General features: G+C 70.4%; 25 protein-coding genes. 14 read left to right on the forward strand and 11 right to left on the reverse strand.

Going from position 1 to position 23645, the window contains the following annotated elements; genetic code table 11:
- Positions 1-8: 8 nt before the first annotated feature.
- Complete coding sequence (locus AB0K12_RS30425; RefSeq protein ID WP_364568624.1) at positions 9-659, reverse strand: hypothetical protein; 651 nt, start codon at positions 657-659, stop codon at positions 9-11.
- Between the two features lie 143 nt (positions 660-802).
- On the opposite strand from AB0K12_RS30425, the gene AB0K12_RS30430 reads away from it, so the two are divergent.
- Complete coding sequence (locus AB0K12_RS30430) at positions 803-1174, forward strand: hypothetical protein (RefSeq protein WP_364568627.1); 372 nt, start codon at positions 803-805, stop codon at positions 1172-1174.
- A 45-nt stretch (positions 1175-1219) separates the two neighbouring features.
- Here AB0K12_RS30430 and AB0K12_RS30435 read toward each other — a convergent pair whose 3' ends face one another.
- Together AB0K12_RS30435 and AB0K12_RS30440 are read right to left on the reverse strand one after the other, a co-directional pair.
- The gene (locus tag AB0K12_RS30435; RefSeq protein ID WP_364568629.1) at positions 1220-2242 is read right to left on the reverse strand and encodes a methyltransferase; all 1023 of its coding nucleotides are present in this window, start codon (positions 2240-2242) and stop codon (positions 1220-1222) included.
- 140 nt (positions 2243-2382) lie between these two features.
- Positions 2383-3384, reverse strand: a complete 1002-nt coding sequence (locus tag AB0K12_RS30440) for a nitroreductase family protein (protein ID WP_364568632.1) — start codon at positions 3382-3384, stop codon at positions 2383-2385.
- A gap of 160 nt (positions 3385-3544) precedes the next feature.
- Between AB0K12_RS30440 and lexA the strand changes: the two genes are divergently transcribed.
- Complete coding sequence (gene lexA / locus AB0K12_RS30445) at positions 3545-4198, forward strand: transcriptional repressor LexA (protein ID WP_345385562.1); 654 nt, start codon at positions 3545-3547, stop codon at positions 4196-4198.
- A gap of 4 nt (positions 4199-4202) precedes the next feature.
- Here lexA and AB0K12_RS30450 read toward each other — a convergent pair whose 3' ends face one another.
- Positions 4203-5009: an SAM-dependent methyltransferase gene (locus AB0K12_RS30450; protein ID WP_364568636.1), complete on the reverse strand. Its 807-nt coding sequence runs from the start codon at positions 5007-5009 to the stop codon at positions 4203-4205.
- Positions 5010-5188: 179 nt separating this feature from the next.
- Between AB0K12_RS30450 and AB0K12_RS30455 the strand changes: the two genes are divergently transcribed.
- Positions 5189-5710, forward strand: a complete 522-nt coding sequence (locus AB0K12_RS30455; RefSeq protein ID WP_364568640.1) for a peptidase inhibitor family I36 protein — start codon at positions 5189-5191, stop codon at positions 5708-5710.
- A 101-nt stretch (positions 5711-5811) separates the two neighbouring features.
- Complete coding sequence (locus AB0K12_RS30460) at positions 5812-6390, forward strand: dihydrofolate reductase family protein (RefSeq protein ID WP_364568642.1); 579 nt, start codon at positions 5812-5814, stop codon at positions 6388-6390.
- Between the two features lie 24 nt (positions 6391-6414).
- On the opposite strand, the gene AB0K12_RS30465 is transcribed toward AB0K12_RS30460, so the two are convergent.
- On the reverse strand, positions 6415-7386 hold the full coding sequence (locus tag AB0K12_RS30465; protein ID WP_364568644.1) for an IclR family transcriptional regulator: 972 nt from the start codon (positions 7384-7386) through the stop codon (positions 6415-6417).
- Positions 7387-7510: 124 nt separating this feature from the next.
- Between AB0K12_RS30465 and AB0K12_RS30470 the strand changes: the two genes are divergently transcribed.
- From AB0K12_RS30470 to AB0K12_RS30490, 5 genes are all read left to right on the forward strand, one after another.
- Positions 7511-8164: an ABC transporter permease gene (locus AB0K12_RS30470; protein ID WP_355432505.1), complete on the forward strand. Its 654-nt coding sequence runs from the start codon at positions 7511-7513 to the stop codon at positions 8162-8164.
- Positions 8151-9143, forward strand: a complete 993-nt coding sequence (locus AB0K12_RS30475) for an ATP-binding cassette domain-containing protein (protein ID WP_364568647.1) — start codon at positions 8151-8153, stop codon at positions 9141-9143. The genes AB0K12_RS30470 and AB0K12_RS30475 overlap by 14 nt, the downstream gene beginning before the upstream one ends.
- Positions 9140-9913, forward strand: a complete 774-nt coding sequence (locus tag AB0K12_RS30480) for an ABC transporter permease (protein ID WP_364568650.1) — start codon at positions 9140-9142, stop codon at positions 9911-9913. The genes AB0K12_RS30475 and AB0K12_RS30480 overlap by 4 nt, the downstream gene beginning before the upstream one ends.
- Positions 9914-9986: 73 nt before the next feature.
- The gene (locus tag AB0K12_RS30485; protein WP_364568653.1) at positions 9987-10955 is read left to right on the forward strand and encodes a glycine betaine ABC transporter substrate-binding protein; all 969 of its coding nucleotides are present in this window, start codon (positions 9987-9989) and stop codon (positions 10953-10955) included.
- 154 nt (positions 10956-11109) lie between these two features.
- Positions 11110-11964 carry a lytic polysaccharide monooxygenase gene (locus tag AB0K12_RS30490; RefSeq protein ID WP_364568656.1) on the forward strand — a complete coding sequence of 285 codons (855 nt, stop codon included), beginning with the start codon at positions 11110-11112 and terminating at the stop codon, positions 11962-11964.
- Positions 11965-11993: 29 nt separating this feature from the next.
- On the opposite strand, the gene AB0K12_RS30495 is transcribed toward AB0K12_RS30490, so the two are convergent.
- The gene (locus tag AB0K12_RS30495; RefSeq protein WP_364568659.1) at positions 11994-14072 is read right to left on the reverse strand and encodes an alpha/beta hydrolase-fold protein; all 2079 of its coding nucleotides are present in this window, start codon (positions 14070-14072) and stop codon (positions 11994-11996) included.
- A gap of 165 nt (positions 14073-14237) precedes the next feature.
- Between AB0K12_RS30495 and AB0K12_RS30500 the strand changes: the two genes are divergently transcribed.
- Together AB0K12_RS30500 and AB0K12_RS30505 are read left to right on the forward strand one after the other, a co-directional pair.
- Positions 14238-15398 carry a GDSL-type esterase/lipase family protein gene (locus AB0K12_RS30500; protein WP_364568662.1) on the forward strand — a complete coding sequence of 387 codons (1161 nt, stop codon included), beginning with the start codon at positions 14238-14240 and terminating at the stop codon, positions 15396-15398.
- 78 nt (positions 15399-15476) lie between these two features.
- Positions 15477-15872 carry a cupin domain-containing protein gene (locus AB0K12_RS30505; RefSeq protein WP_364378610.1) on the forward strand — a complete coding sequence of 132 codons (396 nt, stop codon included), beginning with the start codon at positions 15477-15479 and terminating at the stop codon, positions 15870-15872.
- A gap of 194 nt (positions 15873-16066) precedes the next feature.
- Here the strand turns inward: AB0K12_RS30505 and AB0K12_RS30510 are convergent, their stop codons facing one another.
- Positions 16067-16690, reverse strand: a complete 624-nt coding sequence (locus AB0K12_RS30510; RefSeq protein WP_364568666.1) for a TetR family transcriptional regulator — start codon at positions 16688-16690, stop codon at positions 16067-16069.
- Positions 16691-16760: 70 nt separating this feature from the next.
- Here AB0K12_RS30510 and AB0K12_RS30515 point away from each other — a divergent pair, with 70 nt between their 5' ends.
- Positions 16761-17333 carry a dihydrofolate reductase family protein gene (locus tag AB0K12_RS30515; RefSeq protein ID WP_364568669.1) on the forward strand — a complete coding sequence of 191 codons (573 nt, stop codon included), beginning with the start codon at positions 16761-16763 and terminating at the stop codon, positions 17331-17333.
- An 86-nt stretch (positions 17334-17419) separates the two neighbouring features.
- Here the strand turns inward: AB0K12_RS30515 and AB0K12_RS30520 are convergent, their stop codons facing one another.
- The 4 genes from AB0K12_RS30520 to AB0K12_RS30535 all read right to left on the reverse strand — a co-directional run bounded on the left by AB0K12_RS30520 (position 17420) and on the right by AB0K12_RS30535 (position 20778).
- Positions 17420-18820 carry an erythromycin esterase family protein gene (locus AB0K12_RS30520; protein ID WP_364568672.1) on the reverse strand — a complete coding sequence of 467 codons (1401 nt, stop codon included), beginning with the start codon at positions 18818-18820 and terminating at the stop codon, positions 17420-17422.
- Between the two features lie 232 nt (positions 18821-19052).
- Positions 19053-19379, reverse strand: a complete 327-nt coding sequence (locus AB0K12_RS30525; protein ID WP_364568675.1) for a hypothetical protein — start codon at positions 19377-19379, stop codon at positions 19053-19055.
- A gap of 7 nt (positions 19380-19386) precedes the next feature.
- Positions 19387-19755, reverse strand: coding sequence for a YciI family protein (locus AB0K12_RS30530; protein WP_364568678.1), 369 nt, complete (start codon positions 19753-19755; stop codon positions 19387-19389).
- Between the two features lie 480 nt (positions 19756-20235).
- The gene (locus AB0K12_RS30535; protein ID WP_364568681.1) at positions 20236-20778 is read right to left on the reverse strand and encodes a hypothetical protein; all 543 of its coding nucleotides are present in this window, start codon (positions 20776-20778) and stop codon (positions 20236-20238) included.
- A 355-nt stretch (positions 20779-21133) separates the two neighbouring features.
- Here AB0K12_RS30535 and AB0K12_RS30540 point away from each other — a divergent pair, with 355 nt between their 5' ends.
- Together AB0K12_RS30540 and AB0K12_RS30545 are read left to right on the forward strand one after the other, a co-directional pair.
- Entirely contained in the window at positions 21134-22804 is a 1671-nt protein-coding gene (locus AB0K12_RS30540; RefSeq protein WP_364568684.1) for an RICIN domain-containing protein, read from the forward strand.
- 155 nt (positions 22805-22959) lie between these two features.
- Entirely contained in the window at positions 22960-23643 is a 684-nt protein-coding gene (locus AB0K12_RS30545) for a DUF998 domain-containing protein (protein WP_364568686.1), read from the forward strand.
- Positions 23644-23645 lie beyond the last annotated feature (2 nt).

The following is a 23645-nucleotide window of genomic DNA, read 5'->3' on the forward strand; positions in this document are numbered from 1 at the left end:
CGAGGACGTTATCGCAGCAGGAGGGTGACGCTGTACGCGACGATCCACGCCACCCAGCCCAGCCAGCCGATCAGCCCGGCCGGCCCGAGACGGTTGCCGCCGTCGACGTTGTACGGCGCCGCGAGCGACGACACCAGGAGCAGCGCCGCGCTCGCATAACCCAGACCCGCCTGCCAGACGGGCACGAGCCCGCCACTCACCCCCGCGACGGTGAAGCCGAGCAGCGCCATGGCCAGGAACGCCTGGTTGAACCCGAACAGCACGTTGCTCATCCCCCACAGGCCCGCCATCGAGCCGCGACCGTGGCGGGCGGCCGTCGCCATGCCGAACCTCAGCGCCTCAATGCAGGTGAACGTCGCATTCTGCAGCACCACCGCGGCGAACCCCATCAGCGCCCACGCCCCCTGGTCGGCATCGCCGCGCCACAGCACCGACAGCAGCCCCGCAGCGAAGAAGGTCAGGCACAGCCAGGTCACCGGCACGACCACCGACGGCCGCTTCAACGCGTCCGCGATGCCGTCGTAGGCGTCGGTGGCCGCGTCGAGGCCCTGGTCCGAGGCCGGCAGCGGAAGGCCGGACCGGAGATAGATCGCGTTGACGACCAGGCCCACGAGCACGAACCCGACCCCACCCAGCCCCGCCAGAACGGTGAACTCCATCTCGGCGCCCCCTCGATTTAAGTTAACGCTACTTATAATCAATATAAGGAACGTTAGCAGCGGAAGACCGCGCCTCGAAACGGCTCGGCCTCGTGCTGGTCGGGGGCCATATGGGCTTCTAGGCTGGGTATGAGGTGATTGTCATGTATGAGTCGCATGTCCAGCCTCATCGTTACGTCGCCTGGAAGGACCCGGGCGACCCGGATGCCGAGGAGGAGTGCCGGGTCTGTGGGGAGCAGGAGGACCCGCGGCGGCCTGGGCTGCACCAGGATGAGATCGCGCCTGAGCGGCCCGCCGATCCGGCCGAGTTGCCGCTGCTCGACCATCTCGTACACGTGATCCGCACCGAACTCGCCGACACCCGGGTGCCGCTGCTCGACGCGCACCTCGACATCCTCGCCCGGCGCGCCGCACACGCCCTCTACCTGCGCGGCGCGATCAGGCCCCGCCGCTCCGACTGGCGCCCGCCGACCGGTCACGGCGTTCGCGGCGGCATGGTGAACATCGACCGGTGAGCGCCGGACGCCGCTGTCTGCGCGGGCGGTGAGCGTCGGACGCGGCTACAGAGCTCGCATCGTGAGGATGAGGTGGCCGAGTGGGGTGGAGTGCGTGGCGGTCACTTCCAACGCGGCTTCGGTGGCGAGGGCTTCGTACTGGTCCAATGATCGCTCGCGGCCGCCGGCCAGGACGAGCATGCGTAGGTTCATCTCGGCGAACATGGCCGGTGCGGCGTCGCCGCCGCCCTGGAACTCGATCATGACGATCCGTCCCTGAGAACCGGCGGCCTCGGCGCAGCGGCGGAGGATGCGGATGGCTGAGGCGTCGTCCCAGTCGTGGATGACTCGGCGCAGCACGTAGACGTCGGCCCCGGCGGGCAGTGGGTCGAAGAAGCTCTGGCCGGCGAAGACGCAGCGCCCGTCCAGGCCGCGTTCGGCCAGGAAGTGGCGGCCGCGATCGACCGTGTCAGGGAGGTCGACGAGAGTGCCGCGGAGGCCGGGGTGGGCGTGCAGCAGCTCGGCGAGCAGGGCGCCGGTGCCGCCGCCGACGTCGGCGACGTGCCGTACGCCGGACCAGTCGAAGCCCGCGAGGGCGTCGGCGAGGTAGTCGGGGCCGTCGGCCATCATGGCGTCGAACGTCGCGCTCAGCTGCTCGTCGGCGGCCAGGTGAGCCCAGAGCGGCAGCCCGAAGACCGTCTCCCAGGCCGGCTGCCCGGTCCGTACGGTTTGCAGCAGCCCGGTGAACGCCAGGTCCATGCGCCCGCCGAACCCGTCGAGGTCGAGCCGGGCCCGCATCCCCGAGGGATGACCGGAGGTCAGGAGCGCGGCGGGCTCGTTCACCGCGAAACTGCCCGGCGAGGGCTCGGTGTAGAGGCCATGGCAGACCAGGTGGCGCAGCAGCCGGGCCAGCGCGTCGGCGTCGGCGCCGGCACGGCGGGCCAGCTCATCGACCGGTACGCGATCATCGCCGATCAAGTCGGTCAATCGCAAAGTGGCCGCCACGCGTACGGCCATGGGCGTGACCAGGTCCGTCATCGGCGCGAGCACCTTCCACGCCGACTCCCACGCCGCCTCATCACTGGACATGTCACGAAAGGCTAGGGGCAAAGGGCCCGGCACGTCTTGGACGAATCGGAACCGCGGTCGAACAGAGGCCGACGGACCGCGCCCGTGCTCGCCGCATCGCCAGCTGCCGATACGCTCCCGAGCGCAGCTCCTCGCTGGGGTCACTCCACCACGTCGGACACCGGCCGCCGGACGGCGCCGTGCTCGTCGAAGGTGATCCCCAGCCGCATCACCATCTGCGGACGCGCCCCGGAGCACAGCTCCTCGCTCAGGAACGCGCGCAGGTGCGGGAACTCGAGCGCCTGGGTGTGGAAGGCGGCGCTGACGCCGTAAGCGCTCGCGTGCAGCAGGACGCGTTGCAGGGCCTGACCTGCGGTGAGCCAGTCGGCGGCGGTGTCGCCCGAGGTGGTGAGCAGCGCCACCACACCGATGGAGGTGGCGGCCGGGTCGCCGCGGCTGCCCCAGTCGTGGCGCCAGGCGTAGTCGCGCTGGGCGAAGCCGGTGGACCCGGTGCCGGCGGAGTGCGCGGGGTAGGCGTCGGCGGGGACGCCGTCCTTGCGGGCGCTGCCCGGCGGCCTGGCCCAGCGGACGAGCTCCAGCGTGAACGCCCGGTCCATCGACTGGACGTGCTGCGCCGCCTCCGTCAGGGCGGCGAGGATCCGGATGGCCCGGGGCTCCCGGACCGGGGTGAGCCGGGCGCCTTCGGCGGCGGCCTGGCGGACCAGCGCCTCCACCAGCCGGTCGGGGGCGGGCATGCCGGCGAAGGGGGCGCGGTGCGTGCGGCGGTGCCTGATCTCCCCGTGCAGCGTCTTGGTGTGCTCGTCGGGGGCGGTCCGCTCGCCGAGCCGGACGATGGCGAGCAGCGCCGGCTTGTCGGGGTCGGGCAGCAGGCGGACGACCGGCTCGTACTCGTGCCGGCGCAGCGCCGTGCACAGGTTGAACAGCGCGGCCCCGCAGCTGATGTGCAGGTGACGGCCCTCGGGGTCGGCGCGGCGCAGCTTTCTGGCGGTGTCGGCGCGCACGGTGATCTCGTCCCCTGAGACGGTGAACGTCCACGGCTGGCTGTTGTGCACCGACGGCGCCCAGGTGGCCGCCTCCAGCGCGGCCTGGACGGCCTGCTCAGCCTGCTCGCCGAGGTCCGCGGGCTTGTGCATGGTGGTCATGGAGGGCTTCCTCTCCGAGGCGCCTTGTTCGTACCTCTCCATCCCAGCCCGTTCGGGGAGCGGGCGTCAGTGCTGGACGGCCCTCGTTCGAAGGACCTTCGTCCTTCACCTGACGCCTCGATGACCACGGAAAGACGCGGCAGGCTCTAGCATTTCGGCGGTGAGCACCTACGGCGACGCGTTCGAGCACCTCGACGTCCACCACCTCCCCCAGCGGCAGCAGCACATCCTGGCCACGATCAGGGACTGGGTGGTCAGGCACGGCTACCCGCCGAGCACGCGCGAGATCGCCAGGGCGGTGGGGCTGCGGTCGGCCTCGACGGTGTCCAAGCACCTGAAGGCGCTGGAGGATCAGGGGCTGCTGCGCAGGGGCGCAGCGATGGCGCGGCCGATCGACGTACGGCTGTTCCTGCGCCCCGAGTCCGCCGAGCCGGCCGCCGACCTGGTGAGCGTCCCGGTGGTGGGCGACATCGCGGCGGGCGTGCCCATCCCGGCCGACGAGCTGCTCGACGAGACGCTGACCCTGCCGCGCGACCTGACGGGGCGGGGCACGGTGTTCGCGCTGCGGGTGCGCGGTGACTCGATGATCGAGGCGGCGATCTGCGACGGCGACGTCGTCGTCGTACGGCAGCAGCCCGACGCGCACTCGGGCCAGATCGTCGCCGCGATGATCGACGGCGAGGCCACCGTCAAGGTCTTCCGCCGCCGCGGCGGCCACGTCTATCTTGAGCCGCGCAATCCGGCGTACGAGGTGATCGACGGCGACGAGGCCACGGTGCTGGGCATCGTGGTGTCGGTGCTGCGCAGCGTCTGAGCGGTTACGGCTTCCTGCCGAGGGCGCCGAACTGGAACACCTCGCGGTCCTGGAAGCTGGTCTCCGGCTCAGGGCGCCACTTCGGCAGCGAGACCACCCCGGGCTCCAGCAGGTCGAGGCCGTGGAAGAAGGCGCGCAGCTCGTCCTCGGTGCGCAGCGTCAGCGGGGTGGCGCCGCTGGCGTTCCACTCGGCGGCGGCCTTGTCCATCGAGGCGCTGCGCACGCTGTGCGCGAGCGCGAGGTAGCTGCCGGACGGCAGCGCGTCGAGGAGCGTGCGCACTGAGGCGTGCGCCGGCTCGGCGTCCGGCACGAACTCCAGCACGCCCATCAGCAGCAGCGCGACCGGGCGGGAGAAGTCGAGGGTACGGGCCGCGTCGCGCAGGATCGGCCCGGGCTCGCGCAGGTCGGCGTCGAGGTAGTCGGTCGCGCCCTCCTCGGTGCCCACCAGCAGCGCCCGCGCGTGGACCAGCACGATCGGGTCGTTGTCGACGTACACGATCCTGGCCTTGGGGTTGACCCGCTGGGCCACCTGGTGCGTGTTGTCGGCGGTGGGGATGCCGGTGCCCACGTCGAGGAACTGGTCGACGCCGCACTCGCCGGCCAGGTGGCGCACGACGCGGCCGATGAACTCCCGTTCGGCCCGCGCGTTGACCGGCAGGTCGGGCATGACCTTCACGATCTCCTCGCCGACCTCGCGGTCGGAGGCGTAGTTGTCCTTGCCGCCCAGCCAGTAGTCCCACACGCGGGCGGGGTGCGGGACGGAGGTGTCCATGCGTGCGGCCAGCGCGGCGCGGTCTGCGTTCTCCCCCATCACAGCCTCCTCATCAGCATCATCTTTAACGTTCCAAGAGATCAACATAGACGCCATGCCCCGCCTTCGCCGGGCAAATGCCGCAGGTCATGCCATTCACTCAACATGGCCTCAACAGGCGCTCAACACCGCGCCGCCTAGCGTCTCCCCCGACGGATCACCCGAAGGGGGAGGACGACATGAGCCACACAACCAGGACCGGGACCGGCCGGGCGCGGCGCACGCTGGTGCGGGCCGGCGCGGTGATCGCCGCCGGCGCGGTCGTGGCGGGCGCTCTCAACGCCGCCCCGGCCCAGGCGGCCGCCAACGCCGCGCGGATCAACGCCTATCTGGCCGCGGTCCCGTACGGGACGAAGATCAGCGACAACGAGATCGCCTGGGAGGGCGGCTCGGTGCGGCTGCTGCTGTCGGCCACGCAGGCGTCCTGCCCGCGCGGCTGGTACTGCGTGTACGAGCACAGGAACTGGCGCGGGGCCATGGCCAAGTGGCGTTCGTCACCGGCGAAGTGCAAGAAGTTCAACTTCACCCGCTACTGGCGCGACAAGGTCTCGTCGTTCTGGGCGCGCGGCTCCTGCGAGCGCGACAACTACTTCCTCAAGGACAAGAAGAAGTGGCAGCCGGACCCGTTCCAGCTCTTCGAGGGCAAGAAGGCGTGGGTGCGCTTCAACGACCGCTACGACTACGCCGCCAAGGGCCTGTGACGAATTTTCTCCTGAGGCGTGTCGATCCGGGGGCCGGGCGTTCGACGCATGGGCGAGCGGTCCCGTCCGGGACCGGCTCACGGACACTGTCAGGAGATCTCATGAGCACCGTGGTGATGCACAACGTGGTGTCGGTCGACGGCTTTATCGCCGACGCGCACGACCAGGTCGGCCCGCTGTTCGACTGGTACGGCAACGGCACCGTGGACGTCGGCATGGGCCGGGTGTCGCAGGCGTCGGCCGACTACCTCCAGCAGGTCCTGCCGGAGGTCCTGGCGCTGGTGATCGGCCGGCACCTGTTCGACACCACCGACGGCTGGAACGGCCGGCCGGCGTCGGGCGAGCACGTCGTCGTGGTGACGCACCGGCCCCGGCCCGAGGGCTGGCACCCGGACGCGCCCTTCCACTTCGTCGAAGGCGTCGCCGAGGCGGTCGCCAAGGCGCGCGAGCTGGCCGGCGAGCGCATGGTAGGCGTGGCGGCGGGCGAGGTCGGCGGCCAGGCCCTCGCCCTCGGGCTGGTGGACGAGGTGGCCATGGACGTCGTGCCGGTCGTCTTCGGCTCTGGCAAGCGGTACTTCGGCTCGCTGGACACGCAGCACCTGCTGGAGGACCCGCACGTGGTCATCCAGGGCGACCGCGTGCTCCACCTGCGCTACCGCGTCCGCCGCCAGGGCCGCTGAGCCGCTGAAGCCGGCCGGTGCTCGCTAGCGCTCGCAGCCGGGGTCGGGCCAAGCGGCGGGCTCCTGGTCCGATGGGGCTTCGGGCGCGGAGTCCGATGGGGCGGGGTCCCATGCGGCGGGGTCCGATGCGGCGGGGTCCTGGTCCGATGGGGCGGGGTCCGATGGGGCGGGGCGGGCGGCGCGGCGGGTGCGGGCCGGTTCGCCCGGCGGACGGAGGCCCGCCGGGCCGTGGCCCAGCCCGATCGAGAACTCCGCCGCCGTCTGCGCCACGACCCCGCCGATCTCGTGCAGGCGGGCCCGCCCTGAGGTCCGGGTGACCGACACGGTGAGCGCCGCCGTGATCAGCCCGCGATGGTCGCGTACGGGAGCCGACACCCCGACCTCGGTGTCGTCCAGCTCGGTGTCGGAGATCGCGTACCCGGCCGTGCGCACGTGCGCCAGCTCGGCCAGCCACTGCTCCTCGCTGCCGACCGCGCTGTCCAGCCCCGACGGCAGGGTGGCGCGCAGCAGCTCGCGGACGCGGTCGTCGTCCCAGTCGGCCAGCAGGGAACGACCTGCCCCCGCCATGATGACGGGGACCGACACACCCTCCCACACCCGGTGATAAGCCCGCGACGAGGGTACCGACATCAGGGTTAGCACCATGCTGCCGCGCAGCACGCACAGGTAGGCGTCCTCGTCGAACGCGGCGGCCAGGCGCCTGACGTAGGGGGCGGCCAGGCGTACGAGCCGCGCGTGCTGGGTGCGGGCGGCGAGCGCGAACAACCGCCACCCGAGCCGGTAGCGGCGAGTGAGCGGGTCGCGCTCGACCATGCCTTCGAGCTCCAGTGACCGCAGAGCCCGCGAGACCTGGCTTTTCTCCCGGTCGAGCCGCTCCGCGATCCAGCTCACGCCGAAGCCGTCGGCGTCCCGTTCATCCCCATGACCTGCGAGTACTTCGAGGATCTCCATGTCCCGGCGTAGCCCGGCCGAGGACACTGGCGGCTTCTCCGTCATCCTTGTCCGTTCGTAACGAAAGCATTGCACTAGTGTTGCGCTAGCTGCATCTCATTTTGCGCTCATCGCAACAGATCGCATACGTTTGCGAATCCATGCAAGCGTAAGCGAAGGTGGTCACTTCATGAGTTTCGGCGAGTACGTGGTCTCTCGATGGGACACCCTCTCGCTGGCCGCCGCCGAACACGCCCTCGTCGTGGCGATCGCGATCCTCATCGCCACCCTCATCGGCGTCGCCGTCGGGCTCCTCTCCTACGACTCGCCGAGAGTACGCGGCAGCTCCATAGCGGTCTCCGCGGCGATCCTCACGATCCCCTCGCTGGCGCTGCTCACCCTGCTCATCCCGATCACGGGTCTGGGCTGGGGATCGACGCTGGTCTCGCTCGTCGTGTACGCGTTCCTGCCGATCATCCGCAACACCGTGACCGGGCTCAACGGCCTGGACGCGGCCACCGTGGAGGCGGGCCGCGGCATGGGCCTGACCCGTACGCGGGTGCTGCTGCAGGTGCAGCTCCCGCTGGCCTGGCCGCTGATCCTGGCGGGCGTGCGGATCTCGGCGCAGATGCTCATCGGCATCGCCGCCATCGCCGCCTTCGTCGACGGGCCCGGCCTCGGCAACCAGATCTTCGAGGGCCTGTCCAGGCTCGGCTCGGTGAACTCGCTCAACGCCACGCTCGCCGGCACCCTCGGCGTCGTCGTCATCGCCATCCTGTTCGACCTGTTCTTCTTCGCCGTCCGCCTACTGACCACCCCGAGGGGGCTTCGTGTTCGACCGTGACTCCGAAGGCGTGCGCATCGAGCTGCGCTCGCTGACCAAGCAGTACCCGGGGCAGGCCACCCCAGCGGTCGACAACGTCACCCTCGACATCCCGGCGGGCGAGCTCGTCGTGTTCGTGGGGCCGTCCGGGTGCGGCAAGACGACCACGATGAAGATGATCAACCGGCTGGTGGAGCCCACCTCCGGCGAGATCCGCATCGGCGGCGAGGACGTGCTCAGCCTCGACCCCGACCAGCTGCGCCGGCACGTCGGGTACGCCATCCAGCAGGTCGGCCTGTTCCCCCACCTGACGGTGGCGCAGAACATCGGCCTGGTGCCCAAGCTGCTCGGCTGGGCCCCGGCCAAGGTCGCCGAGCGCGTCGAGGAACTGCTCGCGCTGGTCAGCCTGGAGCCCTCGGCGTTCCGCGACCGCTACCCGCGCCAGCTCTCCGGCGGCCAGCAGCAGCGCGTCGGCGTCGCCAGGGCCCTGGCCGCCGACCCGCCCGTGATGCTCATGGACGAGCCGTTCGGCGCCACCGACCCGATCACCCGCGAGCACCTGCAGAACGAGTTCGTCCGCCTGCAGAAGCAGCTCCGCAAGACGATCATCTTCGTCACCCATGACTTCGAGGAGGCGATCAAGCTGGGCGACCGTATCGCGATCCTCCGCGAACGCTCCCATATCGCCCAGTACGACACCCCCGCCAACATCCTCGCCAACCCTGCCGACGACTACGTGGCCAGCTTCATCGGCCAGGACGGCACGCTGAAGCGGCTGGCGCTGCTGCGGGTCGAGGACATCCCGCCCGCCGAGTCGTCCCCAGATCCGGCGCTGCTGCAGGTGGCGGCCGGCACCACGCTGCGCGAGGCGCTCGACCTCATGCTGGCCCACGGCACCGACCGGTGCAGCACGCCGTCGGGCGTGCTCACCTACGCCTCGCTCTGCGCGGCGGTCGGCGTGCCCGAGCAGGAGGGCGCGGGAAGCGGAGGTCTCCGGTGACCGCCCAGACCCTGCGCGCCGCGCCCGTCCGCCCCCTCGAACGGCGCATGCCCCGCGTCCGCAGCCTGCTGTTCACCCCGGTCGCGGTGCTCGTCGTGCTCGCCGCCCTCTATCTCTGGGTCGGCACGCTGGAGCTGGACTCGATCGAGCAGCGCAGCCTGAACACCTCCGTCATCGTCACCAAGGCCGTCGAGCACCTGAAGATGACGGCCGCCGCGACCCTCCTCGTCGTGGTCATCGCCATCCCGCTCGGCATCGTCGCCTCGCGGGCCCGCAACAAGATCGTCGCGCCGCTCATCCTCACCGTGGGCAACCTGGGCCAGGCCGTCCCCTGCATCGGCCTGCTGGTGCTCGCCACGTTCCTGATGGGCGTCGGATTCCAGACCGCGCTGGTCGGTCTCGTCGCGTACGCGGTGCTGCCCGTGCTGCGCAACACCATGGTCGGCGTGCAGCAGGTCGATCCCGCGCTCATCGAGGCGGCGCGCGGCATGGGCATGACCCGCGGCCAGGTGCTGCGGCGGGTGGAGCTCAAGCTGGCGGTGCCGGCGATCCTGGCCGGGCTGCGTACCGCGCTCGTCCTGACCGTCGGCGTGGCCACGCTCGGCGCCTTCGTCGCGGCCGGCGGCTTCGGCGAGCTGATCATCAACGGGCTCAAACTCAACCGCATGCCCGTCACCATCGTCGGCGGCGTGCTCACCGCGTGCATCGCGTTCCTCATCGACTGGCTCGGCGGTCTGGCCGAGCACGCGCTCAAACCACGCGGCATGTGATCCCGCCCCCGCACATCCCCCCCGTTTCGTCAGGCAGTTCCCCCACGCAACCCCCACACGAGGTGTTTCTGACATGCGTTTCCGTCCCCTCAGGACGACCCTCACCCTTCTCGCCGCCACGACACTGACCCTGTCGGCCGGCGCGTGCGGCGGCTCCGGCTCCGTCGAAACGGGCAGCGCCGGCGACGAGCTGGCAGGCGCCAAGCTCGTCGTCGGCTCCAAGGACTTCACCGAGAACATCATGCTCGGCAAGATCGCGGTGCACCTGCTCAGGGCGCACGGCGCGGAGATCGAGGACAAGACGAACCTCGGCGGCACCGTACCCAACCGCAAGGCCCTGGAGTCCGGCGAGATCGACCTGTACTGGGACTACTCCGGCACCGGCTGGATCGAGTTCCTCAAGAACACCAAACCGATCCAGGACTCGGCCGAGCAGTTCAAGGCCACCTCCGAGGCCGACCTGACCAAGAACAAGATCAAGTGGATCGGGCCGACCCCGCTCAACAACACCTACGCCCTGGCCATCCGCTCCGAGAAGGCGCAGGAGCTGGGCGTCAAGACCGTCTCCGACGTGGCCGAGCTGCTCAAGACCAAACCGCAGGAGGTCACGCTCTGCATCGAGACGGAGTTCTCCACACGTGACGACGGCCTGCCCGGCCTGTCCAAGGCCTACGAGATGGAGATCCCGAAGAACCAGGTCAAGCTGCTCGACACCGGCGTCGTCTACACCGAGACCGACAAGGGGCAGACCTGCAACTTCGGTGAGGTGTTCACCACCGACGGCCGGATCGCCGCGCTCGGGCTCACCGTGCTGGAGGACGACAAGAAGTTCTTCCCGATCTACAACGCCGCGGTGACCGTGCGGCAGGAGACGTTCGAGAAGCACCCGGCACTGGAGAAGGTGCTCCAGCCCGTCATCGACAAGCTCGACGACGCCACCATGCAGCAGCTCAACGCACAGGTGGACGTCGAGGGCAAGGAGCCGGACAAGGTCAGCGAGGAGTGGCTGAGCAAGGAGGGCTTCCTCGGCTCGCCCGCCTGACCGTCTTCCTGGGAACGGCCCGTGCCTCGTCCGGCGCGGGCCGTTCGCGTGTCCGGACCGGTCCTTTGACTGGAACCGCTTGCGCGTGAGTCAGAAATCGTTAATTCTTAGGAAGGTTTCCTTTTTAATCCTGTCTCACCCCCCAGGAGCGCAGGTGCGCAAGAGTACGATCGCAACCGTGACGGCGGCCACCGGAATGCTGGTCCTGCTGCCGGCATCCGCCGCCAACGCCCACGGCACCATGTCCAACCCCCCGAGCCGCGTCTACGTCTGCAAGAACGAGGGCCCGGAGTCGCCGAAGTCCGCCGCCTGCAAGGCCGCCGTGGCCGCCGGCGGCACCCAGGCGTTCTACGACTGGAACGAGGTCTCGCTGCTCGAAGCGGGCGGCAGGCACCGCCAGCTCATCCCCGACGGCAAGCTCTGCAGCGCGGGCCGCGACAAGTACCGCGGGCTCGACCTGCAGCGCTCCGACTGGCCTGCCACGCAGGTGCGGCCCGGCACCTTCACGCTGACGTACCACGCGACCGCCCCGCACGCCAACAGCAACTTCGAGTTCTACATCACCCGCGACGGCTGGAACCCCACCATGCCCCTCAAGTGGTCGGATCTGGTGCACATCAGGACGTTCAACAACCAGAACCCGACCACGTTCACGAACTGGACGATCAACCTGCCGCAGCGGACCGGGCGGCACATCCTCTACTCGATCTGGCAGCGCGTGGTCGGCAGCAACGAGGCCTTCTACACCTGCTCCGACGTGGACTTCGGCGGGGGCGGCACCCCGAACCCCAACCCGACGCCCACCCCGACCCCGACCCCGACGCCCACCCCGACCCCGACGCCCACGAACCCGCCGACCGACCCCGGCGGCACGTGGAGCGCGAACAAGGCGTATCGGGTGGGCGACCGGGTGACGTACAGCGGCTCGACGTACGAGTGCATCCAGGCGCACACCTCGCTCGCCGGCTGGGAGCCGCCGAACGTGCCCGCCCTCTGGAAGCGCGTCTGACCTTGGTCATTGAGGGCGGCCGTGCCCTGTCACGGGACGGTGGCGAGGAAGACGTCGCCGTTGCCGAGGGCGCGGCCGCCCTCAGGCGTGCCGTACGTCAGCCCCGCGATCGCCACCTTCCCCTGCCCGATCGCCGCGGCGTACAGGTTGGGCTCGGCGAACGGGTCGACGCCGTCGTCCCTGGCGGTCCCCTGCTGGGCGGCGGCGCGCTGGACGCCCTTGGCGTCCAGGCGGAGCGTCAGCACGTCGGCCCCGCCCGCCGGCACCGCGACCTTGCCCCGCGTGTAGCCGGCGACCGCGATCTCCCCGCCCGGCAGCGCGGCCACGGCGGCGCCCTCGTCGGCGGCGGCGGTGGCGAGCCGGTGCTCCCAGCGGCGCTTGCCCCGATCGGTGTAGGCGACGGTGAGCGCGTCGCCCGACGTGGCGCCGGTCGCGACGACCAGGCCGGTGGTGGTGACGGTGACCGCGTTCAGCCGGTCGCCGCCGGTGCCCCCCTCGGTGGCGGCCCAGGTCCTGGCGCCGTCGGCGGTGTACGCGGCCAGCCAGCCGTCCGTGCCGCCGCGCGCGGTCGTGCCGGGCAGCGCGGCCGTGGTGCTGCCCGTGAGGTAGACGCCCGTGGCCGCCGCGGCGACGCCGGTGGCCTTGTCCTCGCCGGGGCCGCCGTACTGGCGGATCCACGTCACCTCGCCATCGGGGCTCAGGCGGGCGGCGATGGCGTCCTTGTCGCCGGCGTTGGCGCCGTCGAGCGCGCCCTTGGTGTAGCCGGCGACGTACGCGCCTCCGTCGGGGGCGGCGGCCAGCCCGTACACGCGGTCGGCGGCGCCCGGGGCGCCGAACTGGGTGGTCCAGCGGACCTCGCCGTCCGGGCCGAGCCTGACCACGAACGCGTCGTCGGTGCCGTTGCCCGCGTGCTTCCCGTCCAGGTCGCCCTTGGTGTAGCCGGCCGCGAGCACGCCGCCGTCCGGCAGCGGCACGACCCCGTACAGGCGCTCGTCGGCGGGCGTGGCGATGCGCCGGGTCCAGCCGCCCGGCCTGGTGACGACGGCATCGAGGTCGCCGTTCTCGGCGGTGGCGTACCCGATGGTCAAGGTGCCGTCCGCTGCGGCGGCCACGCCGCCCGCCCAGTCCACGGCGGACGTGCCGTGCAGCGGGGCGGGCAGCCCCGTCGGCGGGGTGACGCTGAGGCCGGGGCCGAGGTCGGCCATGGCCTGCTCGAAGGCGGGGGTCCAGACGTCCCAGTCGTGGCCGCCGTCCAGGATCCTGAGCTGGGCGGAGATCGCGGGTGAGCGGCGGGCGGCGTTGTAGAGGGCGGCCGACTCGAAGTCGAGGTCGTGGCGGGCGTCGGCCGGGTCGGGGTTGGCGTACTCGTCGTCGCCGACGGCCACGAACATCCGTACCGGCAGGTCGGGGTCGAGGTCCTCGAGCAGGGCCGGGTAGTTGAGCTTCTTGTAGACCGCGTCCGCGAACTTCTCCTCGCCCTCGCCGAACGCGCCGTAGTCGCGGGCCGAGGAGTCCGACGGCGGCAGCGGCGTGTAGACGGCGGGGCTGAGCACCGCGGCGGCGCCGAACAGGTCCTGGTGCGCGAGCGCGTAGCGCAGGGCGCCCGCGCCGCCCATCGAGTAGCCGCCGACCAGGCGGGCCTGCCTGATGGGCGCGGTCCGGTACGTGGCGTCCACGTGCGCGACGAGGTCCCTGGTCAGCGCTGTCTCCACCGGGCGGCCCGGCAGGTCGTCGCCGGTGTAGCGGGAGTCGACGTACCAGTTGCCGCGCTCGCTCCACGGAGCGTCCGGCATGACCGCGATGACCGGCGGGATGCGCTTGGTCCTGATCATGTCGTCGAGGGTCGTCTTGACCCGCGTCCACGCCTGCATGCTGTCGCCGCGGCCGTGCAGCAGGTAGAGCACGGGATGGCGATCCTTGCTCCGGTCGTATCCGGCGGGCAGGTAGACGTTGTAGGCGATGTCCTCACCGCCCAGCGCCTTCGAGGGTGCGGACGCCGTGGTGATCGTCCCACCGGTCCGCGCCTCGGTCTGGGCGGGGCCGGCCGTCAGGCTGAGCGCGGTCACGACGGCGAGCGCGCCGGCGGTGATCCATCGGGGTACGGGCATCGACCACTCCTGTAAACGTTTACCGAACGCGCCTCATGTTTCGGGAGAGTTTCATGGGACGGGGTGTGTGATGTCAACTGTCCGTTTCCATGGCCCATGCTTAATACCTTTAAGCTCATGCATAATGGTTGTAACTTCTTGTTTCCCCTCGTCAGGCTTGAGGCGATGAACGAACTGATCACCACTCCCGTCACCCCCGGCCTCCTGCGGGGCGCCCTCGACGTGGAGCGGACCCCGTACGGACTGCTCCCCCACCGGCTGCCGGCACGAGCGCGCAGGCAGATCCCGGACGAGCAGCTCGCGATGGCCGAGAGCCAGCCGTCCGGCGTCCGGCTCGCCTTCCGCACCGCCGCCACCACCATCGAGCTGGACGCGCTGCCCACCAAGCGCGCCTACCGCGGGCTGCCCGATCTGCCTTCCGGCGTCTACGACCTGATGATCGACGGCCGGCTCGCCGCCCAGGCCACCGTGCCGGGCGGTCGAACGCGCGTCGCCGACTTCGCGACCGGGGCCGTGGAGGTGCACGAGGGGCCTTCCGGCACCGCCCGCTTCACCGGGCTGCCCGCCGGCGACAAGGACGTCGAGATCTGGCTCCCGCACAACGAGACCACCGAGCTGTCCGCGCTGCGTACGGACGCGCCGGTCGCCCCGCCCCGGCCGCACGGGCGGCGGGTGTGGCTGCACCACGGCAGCTCCATCAGCCACGGCTCCAACGCCCTGCACCCCACCGCCATCTGGCCGGCCCTGGCCGCCGCCGCTGGCGGGGTCGAGCTGGTGAACATGGGGTTCGGCGGCAGCGCGCTGCTCGATCCGTTCACGGCCCGCGCGATGCGCGACACCCCGGTCGACCTCATCAGCGTGAAGATCGGCATCAACCTGGTCAACAGCGACATCATGCGGCTGCGTGCCTTCGTCCCCGCCGTGCACGGGTTCCTCGACACGATCAGGGACGGCCATCCTGAGACGCCGCTGCTGATCGTGTCGGCCATCCTGTGCCCGATCCAGGAACGCACGCCGGGGCCCCTCACCGCTCAGGTCGAGGACGGCACCGTACGCTTCCGCCCCACCGGCGACCCGGCGGGGGTCGCGTCCGGGCACCTGACCCTCGAGGTCGTCCGCCGCGAGCTGGCCGAGATCGTGGCCGGACGTGCCGCCGACGACCCGCACCTGCACTACCTCGACGGCCGCGACCTGTACGGCGAGCCCGACAACGCCGAGCTGCCGCTGCCCGACGACGTGCACCCGAGCGAGGAGGGCCACCGCCGCATCAGCGAGAACTTCACCCGCCTCGCCTTCTCCCCCGGCTCCCCCTTCGCCACCCGCTAAGCACCCGAAATGTGCAGGTCAGCGGCTTGTGAGGGGGAATGTGCGGTGAAAGACTGAAGGTGACGGAAGGGGGACGTCATGATCGAGGTCAAGAACATCGACAAGCCGGACGAGCGCCGCGACTTCCCCAGGGGGCACCTGGAAGTCTGCAACCTGTCCGGCCTGACGTTCGGCGTGGCCACCTTCGAGCCGGGCTGGCGCTGGTCCGAGTCCGTGAAGCCGATCGCGGGCACCGACTCCTGCCAGGTGCACCACACCGCGTTCGTGGTGCAGGGCCGCATGAGGCTGCACGCCGACGACGGCACGGAGGCCGAGATCGGACCGGGCGACCTGTTCGTCTGCCCACCTGGACACGACGCCTGGGTGGTGGGAGACGAACAGTGCATCATGTACGACTTCGCAGGCGGCGCCGCGAACTACGCCAAGGCACCCACCACCGGGTCCGCCAACACCAACGACATGATGGGCTACTGACACCGACCAGCCGATGACGTGACACTCCCACCGACAAGCCCCACGCCCACCACCGACGCGAGGCCAGCGGCCGACAGTTGGGGAGCCGACGATTGGGGAGCCGACGGAGCAGCGCCAATCATCCCCGGTTGCTCACCTGGTGCCGGCATGGCGACGAGCACTACGTCTGCCCGCTTGGCACTTGGGCCCGTGGGTCAGCCCGCGCTGCCCTGGCCTGCTTCGGTGTCCGGGGCCGGTGTGGGTGGGGCGGCGGTGAGCAGGCGGCGGACGGCGACGTCGATCAGGTCGTGGATCTCGCGGTCGGTGAAGATGCCGGGGAGGGTCAGGCGTTCGACGATCAGCCAGTTGAGGGCCAGGTAGAGGAGGACCACTGACGTCGAGTCGCCGGGGAGGCCCGAGACGGTGTGGTGGCTGATGTTGGCGTCGATGTCCTCGCGGATACGCTTGGTCAGGACGGCGCGCAGCTCGGGGCGGCGGGTGGACTCCAGGCGGAGCTCAAGCAGGGCGAGGTAGCCGGAGTTGAATGCGGAGATGCGGTCCACCAGCTCGTGCATGAGCTCGGCGAACCGGGCTTCGTCCTGGCCGCCTTCGCGATTGCGGGCGATGGTGGCTTCGTCGGGCAGCAGACGCTCGTAGATGCGTCCGCCGACCTGGGTGAACAGGTCGTCGCGGGTGGCGAAGTAGTTGGACGCGGTGCCGACGGGCACGGCTGCCTCCGCGTCTACGGCGCGGAAGGTCAGACCGCGTGCCCCTTCCCTGGCGAGCACCTCGATGGCCGCGTCGATCAGCGCCTGGCGCCTCTCGGGGTTTTTGCGCACTTGACACCACTCCAGTTGTAGTACTACCTTCAAACCACTTCACACATAGTACTACAAAAGGAGTGACTTAATGCGAAAGCTCGTGTACTACGTGGGCACCTCCATCGACGGCTACATCGCCGGGCCCGAGGCACAGTTCGACTTCTATCCCGTGCCGGACGACATGATGGTCTGGATGAACGAGCGCTATCCGGAGACCATCCCCACCCATATCCGCAGGCATTTCGGCATGGACGACGTGCCGAACAAGGCGTTCGACACGGTGGTGATGGGTCGCGGCACGTACGAGCCCGCCCTCGACGTGCCCACCACCAGCCCCTACTCCCACCTGCGCCAGTACGTCGTCTCTCGCACGCTCACCATCGACGACCCGACCGTGCAGGTGGAGCGGGGCAACCCCATCGAGCTGGTACGGCGGCTCAAGGCGGAGGACACCGGCCTGGACATCTACCTGGGAGGCGGCGGCAAGATGGCCGCGTCCCTGCTCCCGGAGATCGACGAATTGATCATCAAGAGCTATCCGGTGGTGGCGGGCACGGGCGTCCCCATGTTCAGCGGCGCCTTCTCTCCCACCCCGTTCACGCCGACCCACCGCGAAACCTTCAGCAACGGCGCCCAGGTCACCTGGTTCACGAGGAACTGAGCTCCCGTGCAGGGCCCTGAGGGGGCTGCCGTGCTGCGGCGCCGAGGTGCTGGTGTGCTGAGAGTCGCCGCGAGCGCGTGTCCTGGTCATAGTGGGGAGACCGGGGTGGCCTTAGGGACGAAGACCACTGCGTCGTATGCCTTCGTGGGGACCGTTTTCACCGTGTACGTCCAGCTCATCGCGGTGTAGACGGATCGGAAGCCGTCGCCGACGCTGCCCATCGGGACCTCCGAGGCGAGCAGCCGCCGGTTGGCCGGGTCGGCGGCGACCGCCTCGGCGAGGTTGAGGTAGCCCATCGGCTCGCGGCCGAACAGCTTGGCCAGCGGGGCGTCGTGGGTGACGGTGAACCGGCGGCGTTCGCCGCTGCCGTCGTCGCGGCTGATGAAGGTGCTGGTGCCGAAGTCGGTGCCGATCGCGAAGTAGTCGTCGCCGTACGTCTCGGCCAGCCGCGGTCCCATCGACGGGAACGAGAAGGCGGCGCCGCTCTTGTCGATGTGGCCGTCGTGACCGGCCACGATGACCTTCTTCCTGCCCTGGGCGGCTTCCCTGTCGGCGATCCAGGTGATGTTGGCGGCCATCCAGGCATCGCGCTTGCGGGCGTAGCCGGTGCCGGAGGTCTGCAGTTGCGCGCTGCGCTGGATCGTCTCGGCATGGTGCAGGGCCAGCGCGAAGGCGCCGGCGGAGCCTGCCGGCGCGTACGCCCGCCGCCCGGCTTCCAAGCTGCCCCGCTCCTGCGCTTGCCGCTCGCCTTTCGAGTCGGCTCGCTCGCCCGCCTGCTGCCCGGCTTTCACGCCGGCTCGCTCGTACGCCTGCTGCTTGGCCTTGAGCTGGGTGACCACCTGCTCGGCGGCCTTGGCGGCGGTGGCCAGTCTCTCGCCCGACAGGGTCTGCCTGTTCGCGTCGGTCAGGTCGGCCAGGGCCGTGCGCACCGGCTTGACCTGGGCGGGGTCGACCTCGGCGAGGTAGCTCAGGAGCCGCTGCTTGTTGTGGTCGTAGCGCTGCAGGTCGAAGCCGTAGAGGTGCACCTTGTCGCGGTCGGCGGCCGTTTCGTTGTGGTCGTGGAGCCACTTGAGCAGGTCGGCTGTCTCGCGTGTGCGGTAGATGTCGAAGCCGAGCGCCTTGGCCGCGTCTTCGGCGCTGCCCCGGCCGCCCATCACGTAGTCGGCGGCTGCGGCGGTGCCGCCGAAGTCGGCTTCGAGCGCGACCGTACGGAAGCCGTGTTCTCGCACGAGCTTCTGGATGATCAGCTTGCGGACCTGCACGAACTCCTTGTTGCCGTGTGTGGCCTCGCCGACGCCGACCACCCGGGCGGCGGCCGCGTCGGTGAGCGGGGCCTCGTCGAGCGGCACCACAGCCGCGGCCGTCACGTGCGAGGCGTCCACACCCCCGCAGCCTGCCGCCAGCACCGCGATCGTGACGGCGCCGAGGATCGTGCGTACGGGCCCGAGCGTGGCCCGGCGGTCGAGTCTGCGGCGGTGTCGAATCATGGGTCAAGTCCACACCGGAGCGACCCGGCACGGCATCGGACCGAGGTCCACCGTCGGCACGCGCAGGGCTAGATCGCCGAGCGCGACCCTAGACCTGCGGCTATCTGGATATGGACCCAGGTCCTCATCCGGCGCCGCATGTCCTCATGGGGGGCCCGCGGCCAAGCCCATCTCGCCATCAGCCGAGCCAGGACCGCATAAGCCATCGGCCGCTCCATGGCCGCCCCGCGTGTCACATCTCCAGCCCGGCCGCCTCCATGACGGGCCGTACCTCGACGTCGCCGTCCCCGCCACCGAGCAGCAGCACCGCCAGTTCCACGGCGCGTGCCCGGTCCTCGCAGTCGATCACGTACTGCGCGGTGGCGGGGGCGCCGGGGCGGGGGTGCGGGACGCTGTCCACGGAGGGGGCGCCGTCCAGGAGGTGCACGACGACACCGAGGGACGGGTCGGCGAGTGCGTACTCGCCGACCAGCTCGCCCGCCTCCGCCGCCGCGGCCAGGAACGCGGCGCTGCCCAGGCCGGCTCCACGCGAGCGGTGCAGGGTCAGGACGAAGCGCACCGCCCGCTCAGCCCTCGCCGGTCGCCGAGAAGACGACCGGACGCACCTCGATGCCGAGCCCCTCCACCGACGCGTCGGGGATGAGCGCGGCCAGTTCGAGCGCCCGCTCGCGGCTGTCGCATTCGACCAGGTAGTAGCCGCCGAAGTACTCCTTGGCCTCCAGGTAGGGACCGTCGGTCACGACGGGGGCGCCGCCGCGGACGCGAACCACGGCGCTCTCCGACACGTCGCCCAGCGCGGCGGTCTCGATGAACTCGCCCGACTTCCTGATCGTCTCCATGAACGTGCCGTGGCCGTTCATCACCGCGTTGCGCTGCTCCTCGGTGAGCCCGTCCCAGACCTGCGGGTTCACGTGCATGATCAACAGGAACTTCATGTCGTCTCCTTCGTCGGACGGCGACGCCGCCGTCGGCGCCGCTCACCAGGTAGTCGGAGCGGCAGGAACGGCTTCGACATGCCGGAGGCAACAAATCTAAGGGGCGGTCCGAGGTGGGAGAAGCAGGTGGTCGGGTGGCAAAAGCCTGGTCACGAATCCGCCGGAAGGCGTTCAGCGGGAAGGATCGGGAGAACCGCCGGGTTGCGCTAGGTGTTCGCATCAATGTGTGCAGGTACGACGTACCGCACTCGCTATATCAACGGGGGTTTGTCATGGCGATGCTGCACTACCTCGGTCTGATGGGCTTCACAGCCGCCCGGCCGCCGCAGCCACTTCCCGGCAAGAACAGTGGTGGAAGCGCGGGTCAGAGCGCCCGTCGTCGGCGCCGCCGCCGCCGCTGAGCGGAGGTCACCGAGGTGGCCGACCACATGACACGACACGAGGGGCCGGACGCGACCAAGCGTCCGGCCCTTCCTTTTGCTAGCAGGCGGCCGCTTTCGGGACGTCCTCGCCGTACTTGGCCCACGAGCACACCGTGCTGATCGCGATCTTCCACCGGCCGCCCTGGTGCACGGCCCTGCCCCGCCTGCTCGACAGCAGGGTCCGCTCGCCGCGGTGCAGCACGTAAGAGACCTGGGCCTTGGCCGGCGAGTCGAAGCGCACGTTCCTTACCCGGCCGGTGACGTGGCCGAACCGTTCGTCCTCGCCGAACGCCTGCACCATCAGCTCGTTCATCTCGCCGTTCTCGACGACCTTGACCTTGGCCGCCGTCGAGCCCCGCTCGTCGAAGAACGTCTCCCAGGCCCGTCTGATCTCGCCTTCGGCCCGCGCGGGGTTCGGCGGCCCCGACATGGTGGGGCTGGGGGAAGGGGACGCGGTCGGGGTGAGCGTGCTCAGCGACGGCGACGCGGAGCCGGTGGTCGCGGTGCCGCCTGGCGGGCTCGGGGTGGGCGACGGTTCCGGCTCGCCGGAGCAGCCGGCCGCCAGGAGCGCGGCCGCTCCCAGGGCGGCGCAGACCTTCATGGCTGTCACGGTCTCGGCCTCGAGACCTCAGTACGCATGAGCACGACGGTATGAGGACGGCCGGAGATTAGCCAAGCAGGGCGGCCACGTGTCCCCAGGCGCCACAGCGCCCGTACACCCCCTGATGCATGAATAGTGCAATCGGTTGTTGCAGCGACGGCGACGCCACCAGGGCGAACCCTCGAACCGTTTGCAGTTTTACCAGCATGTATTGACGTTTCAGCTGTGTAACGTCACTGTTACTGCAACCGGTTGTCATCGCAATACCAGCGACCCCGCGCGCGACCGCCTTCCCGCCTCACCGGGCGGCGCACGCACGGAGACGAAGCCCCCCTCGTACGAATGGAGCTGGGACGTGCGCAAGAACGAACCCCTGACCAGAAGGCTCACGGTCATCCTGACCGGCGGCCTCATCGCGACCGGCGGCCTGGTGGCCGCGGCGCACACCTCCGCCGCCGCGGCCCCGTCGAACGGCGACTACACCCTGGTCAACGGCGCCAGCGGCCTGTGCGCGACCGTACCGGGACAGAGCTCGGGCGACGGCGTGCAACTCGTGCAGAACGCCTGCTCGGACGCCGCAGGACAAGTGCTGACGATCACCGCATCAGGCGCCGGCCACCAGATCAAGGCCGCGCACAGCGGCAAGTGCCTCGGCGTCCGCGACGCCTCCACCAGCGCGGGCAAGGCCGTGCAGCAGGAGACGTGCACCGGCGCGGCCTCGCAGACGTGGCGGCTGACCGAGTCGGGCTCGAACTACCGGGTGGTCAACGCCAACGGCGGCAAGTGCCTGAACGTCAAGGACAACTCCACCTCCTCAGGCGCCCTGCTCCAGCAGAACTCCTGCGACTCGGCCGCCACCAAGCAGTGGACGCTCAAAGCGGCCGGCAACGGCACCCCCGACCCCGATCCGGATCCCGACCCGACGGACCCGCCGCCGACGAGCGACACGCTGTACGTCGCGCCCGCCGGCAGGGACTCCGCCTCCGGAACCCAGGACGACCCGACCACACTGACCTCGGCCATCACCCGCATCGCCGCGGGCGGCACGATCTACATGCGCGGCGGTACGTACCGGCCGTCCCAGACGATCACCATCGCACCCGGCAACAACGGCACCTCCAGCGCCCGCAAGAAGATCTCCGCCTACCCGGGCGAGACGCCGATCCTGAACTTCTCCGCCCAGAGCGAGAACTCGGCCAACCGGGGGCTCGCGGTGAACGGGTCGTACTGGCACATCTACGGCATCGTGGTGGAGCGGGCCGGCGACAACGGCATCTTCGTCGGCGGCAGCAACAACATCCTGGAGCGCACGGTCACCCGCTACAACAGGGACACCGGCCTGCAGCTGTCCAGGATCGCCTCCGACACCCCGCGCGACCAGTGGCCGTCGAACAACCTCGTCCTGACCGCGCTGTCGCACGACAACGCCGACTCCGACGGTGAGGACGCCGACGGCTTCGCCGCCAAGCTCACCGTCGGCTCGGGGAACGTCTTCAGGTACGCCGTCGCCCGCAACAACATCGACGACGGCTGGGACCTCTACACCAAGAGCGACACCGGCGCGATCGGGCCTGTGACCATCGAGGACTCGCTGGCGTACGGCAACGGCACGCTCAGCGACGGCAGCCAGGCCGGCAACGGTGACCGCAACGGGTACAAGCTCGGCGGCGAGGACATCGAGGTCGATCACGTCGTACGGCGCAGCATCGCCTACCGCAACGGCAAGCACGGCTTCACCTACAACCGCAACCCGGGCACGATGACGATCTCCGACAACGTCAGCATCGACAACGAGGAGCGCAACTTCTCCTTCGACGCCGGCACGTCGGTCTTCCGCAACAACGTCTCGTGCCGCAGCGGCAGCGGGTCCAACGACAAGACCGTGGGGAACGCGGACGGCTCCAACCAGTTCTGGACGGGCTCGAACGGGTCCCGCTGCTCCTCCTACAGCGGGTCGTTGAGCTGGTCGTTCGCCTCGGACGGCCGCCTCGTCGTCACCTTCGGCGGCGCCCCCTTCACGCCATAGCCCTCCCCTCCCCCGGCGGCCTCGGATCCTCCGCTCCGAGGCCGCCGATTTTTTTCTTCGAGATTCTTCGCGGCGGTTGTCGAAACCGCGTCGTCCCGTTCGCTGCGTCTGTGAGAGGGCCGCACGGGCGGCCCGCGAGCACGAGGACGACGACCATGACCGCACACGTTCCCACCATCCGCCCGGCCACCATCACCCCGGCCCGCCCCCTGCTGATGCTCGGGGTCGCGGCCGGCCCCCTGTACGTGGCGGCGGGCCTGGCCCAGGCGCTGACCCGGGAGGGCTTCGACCTGACCAGGCACTCCTGGAGCCTGCTCGCCAACGGCGACCTCGGCTGGATCCAGACCGCGAACTTCCTCGTCACGGCGGTGCTCACGATCGCCGCCGCGGCGGGGCTGCGCACGGCGCTCTCGGGCGGGCCTGGCGCGGCGCGTCCGAGGGGTGCGCGATGGGCGCCGGCGCTGGTGGCCGCGTTCGGGGTGAGCCTGATCGGCGCGGCGGTCTTCCCCGCCGACCCGGCGCTGGGCTTCCCCGCCGGGACGCCCGACGGCCCTGGGACGGTCACCGCGACCGGGCTCGCGCACCTCGCCGTCGGCGGCATCGGGTTCTCGTGCCTGGCCGCGGCCTGCTATGTCATCGCCTCCCGGTTCGCCCGCGAGGGCCGCCGCGGCTGGGCGATCTACTCGCGGGTGACCGGGACGGCGTTCCTGATGTCGTTCGCGGGGATCGCGAGCGGCGGCGGCGCGGCGTGGAGCACGCTCGGGTTCGTCGCCGGGATGGTGGCGGTCTGGTGCTGGCTGTCGCTAATGTCGCTGCACTTCGCGCGTACCACTGCCTAAAA

It is taken from the genome of Nonomuraea sp. NPDC049419, assembly GCF_040676995.1.
GTDB classification, from domain to species: Bacteria; Actinomycetota; Actinomycetes; order Streptosporangiales; family Streptosporangiaceae; genus Nonomuraea; species Nonomuraea salmonea.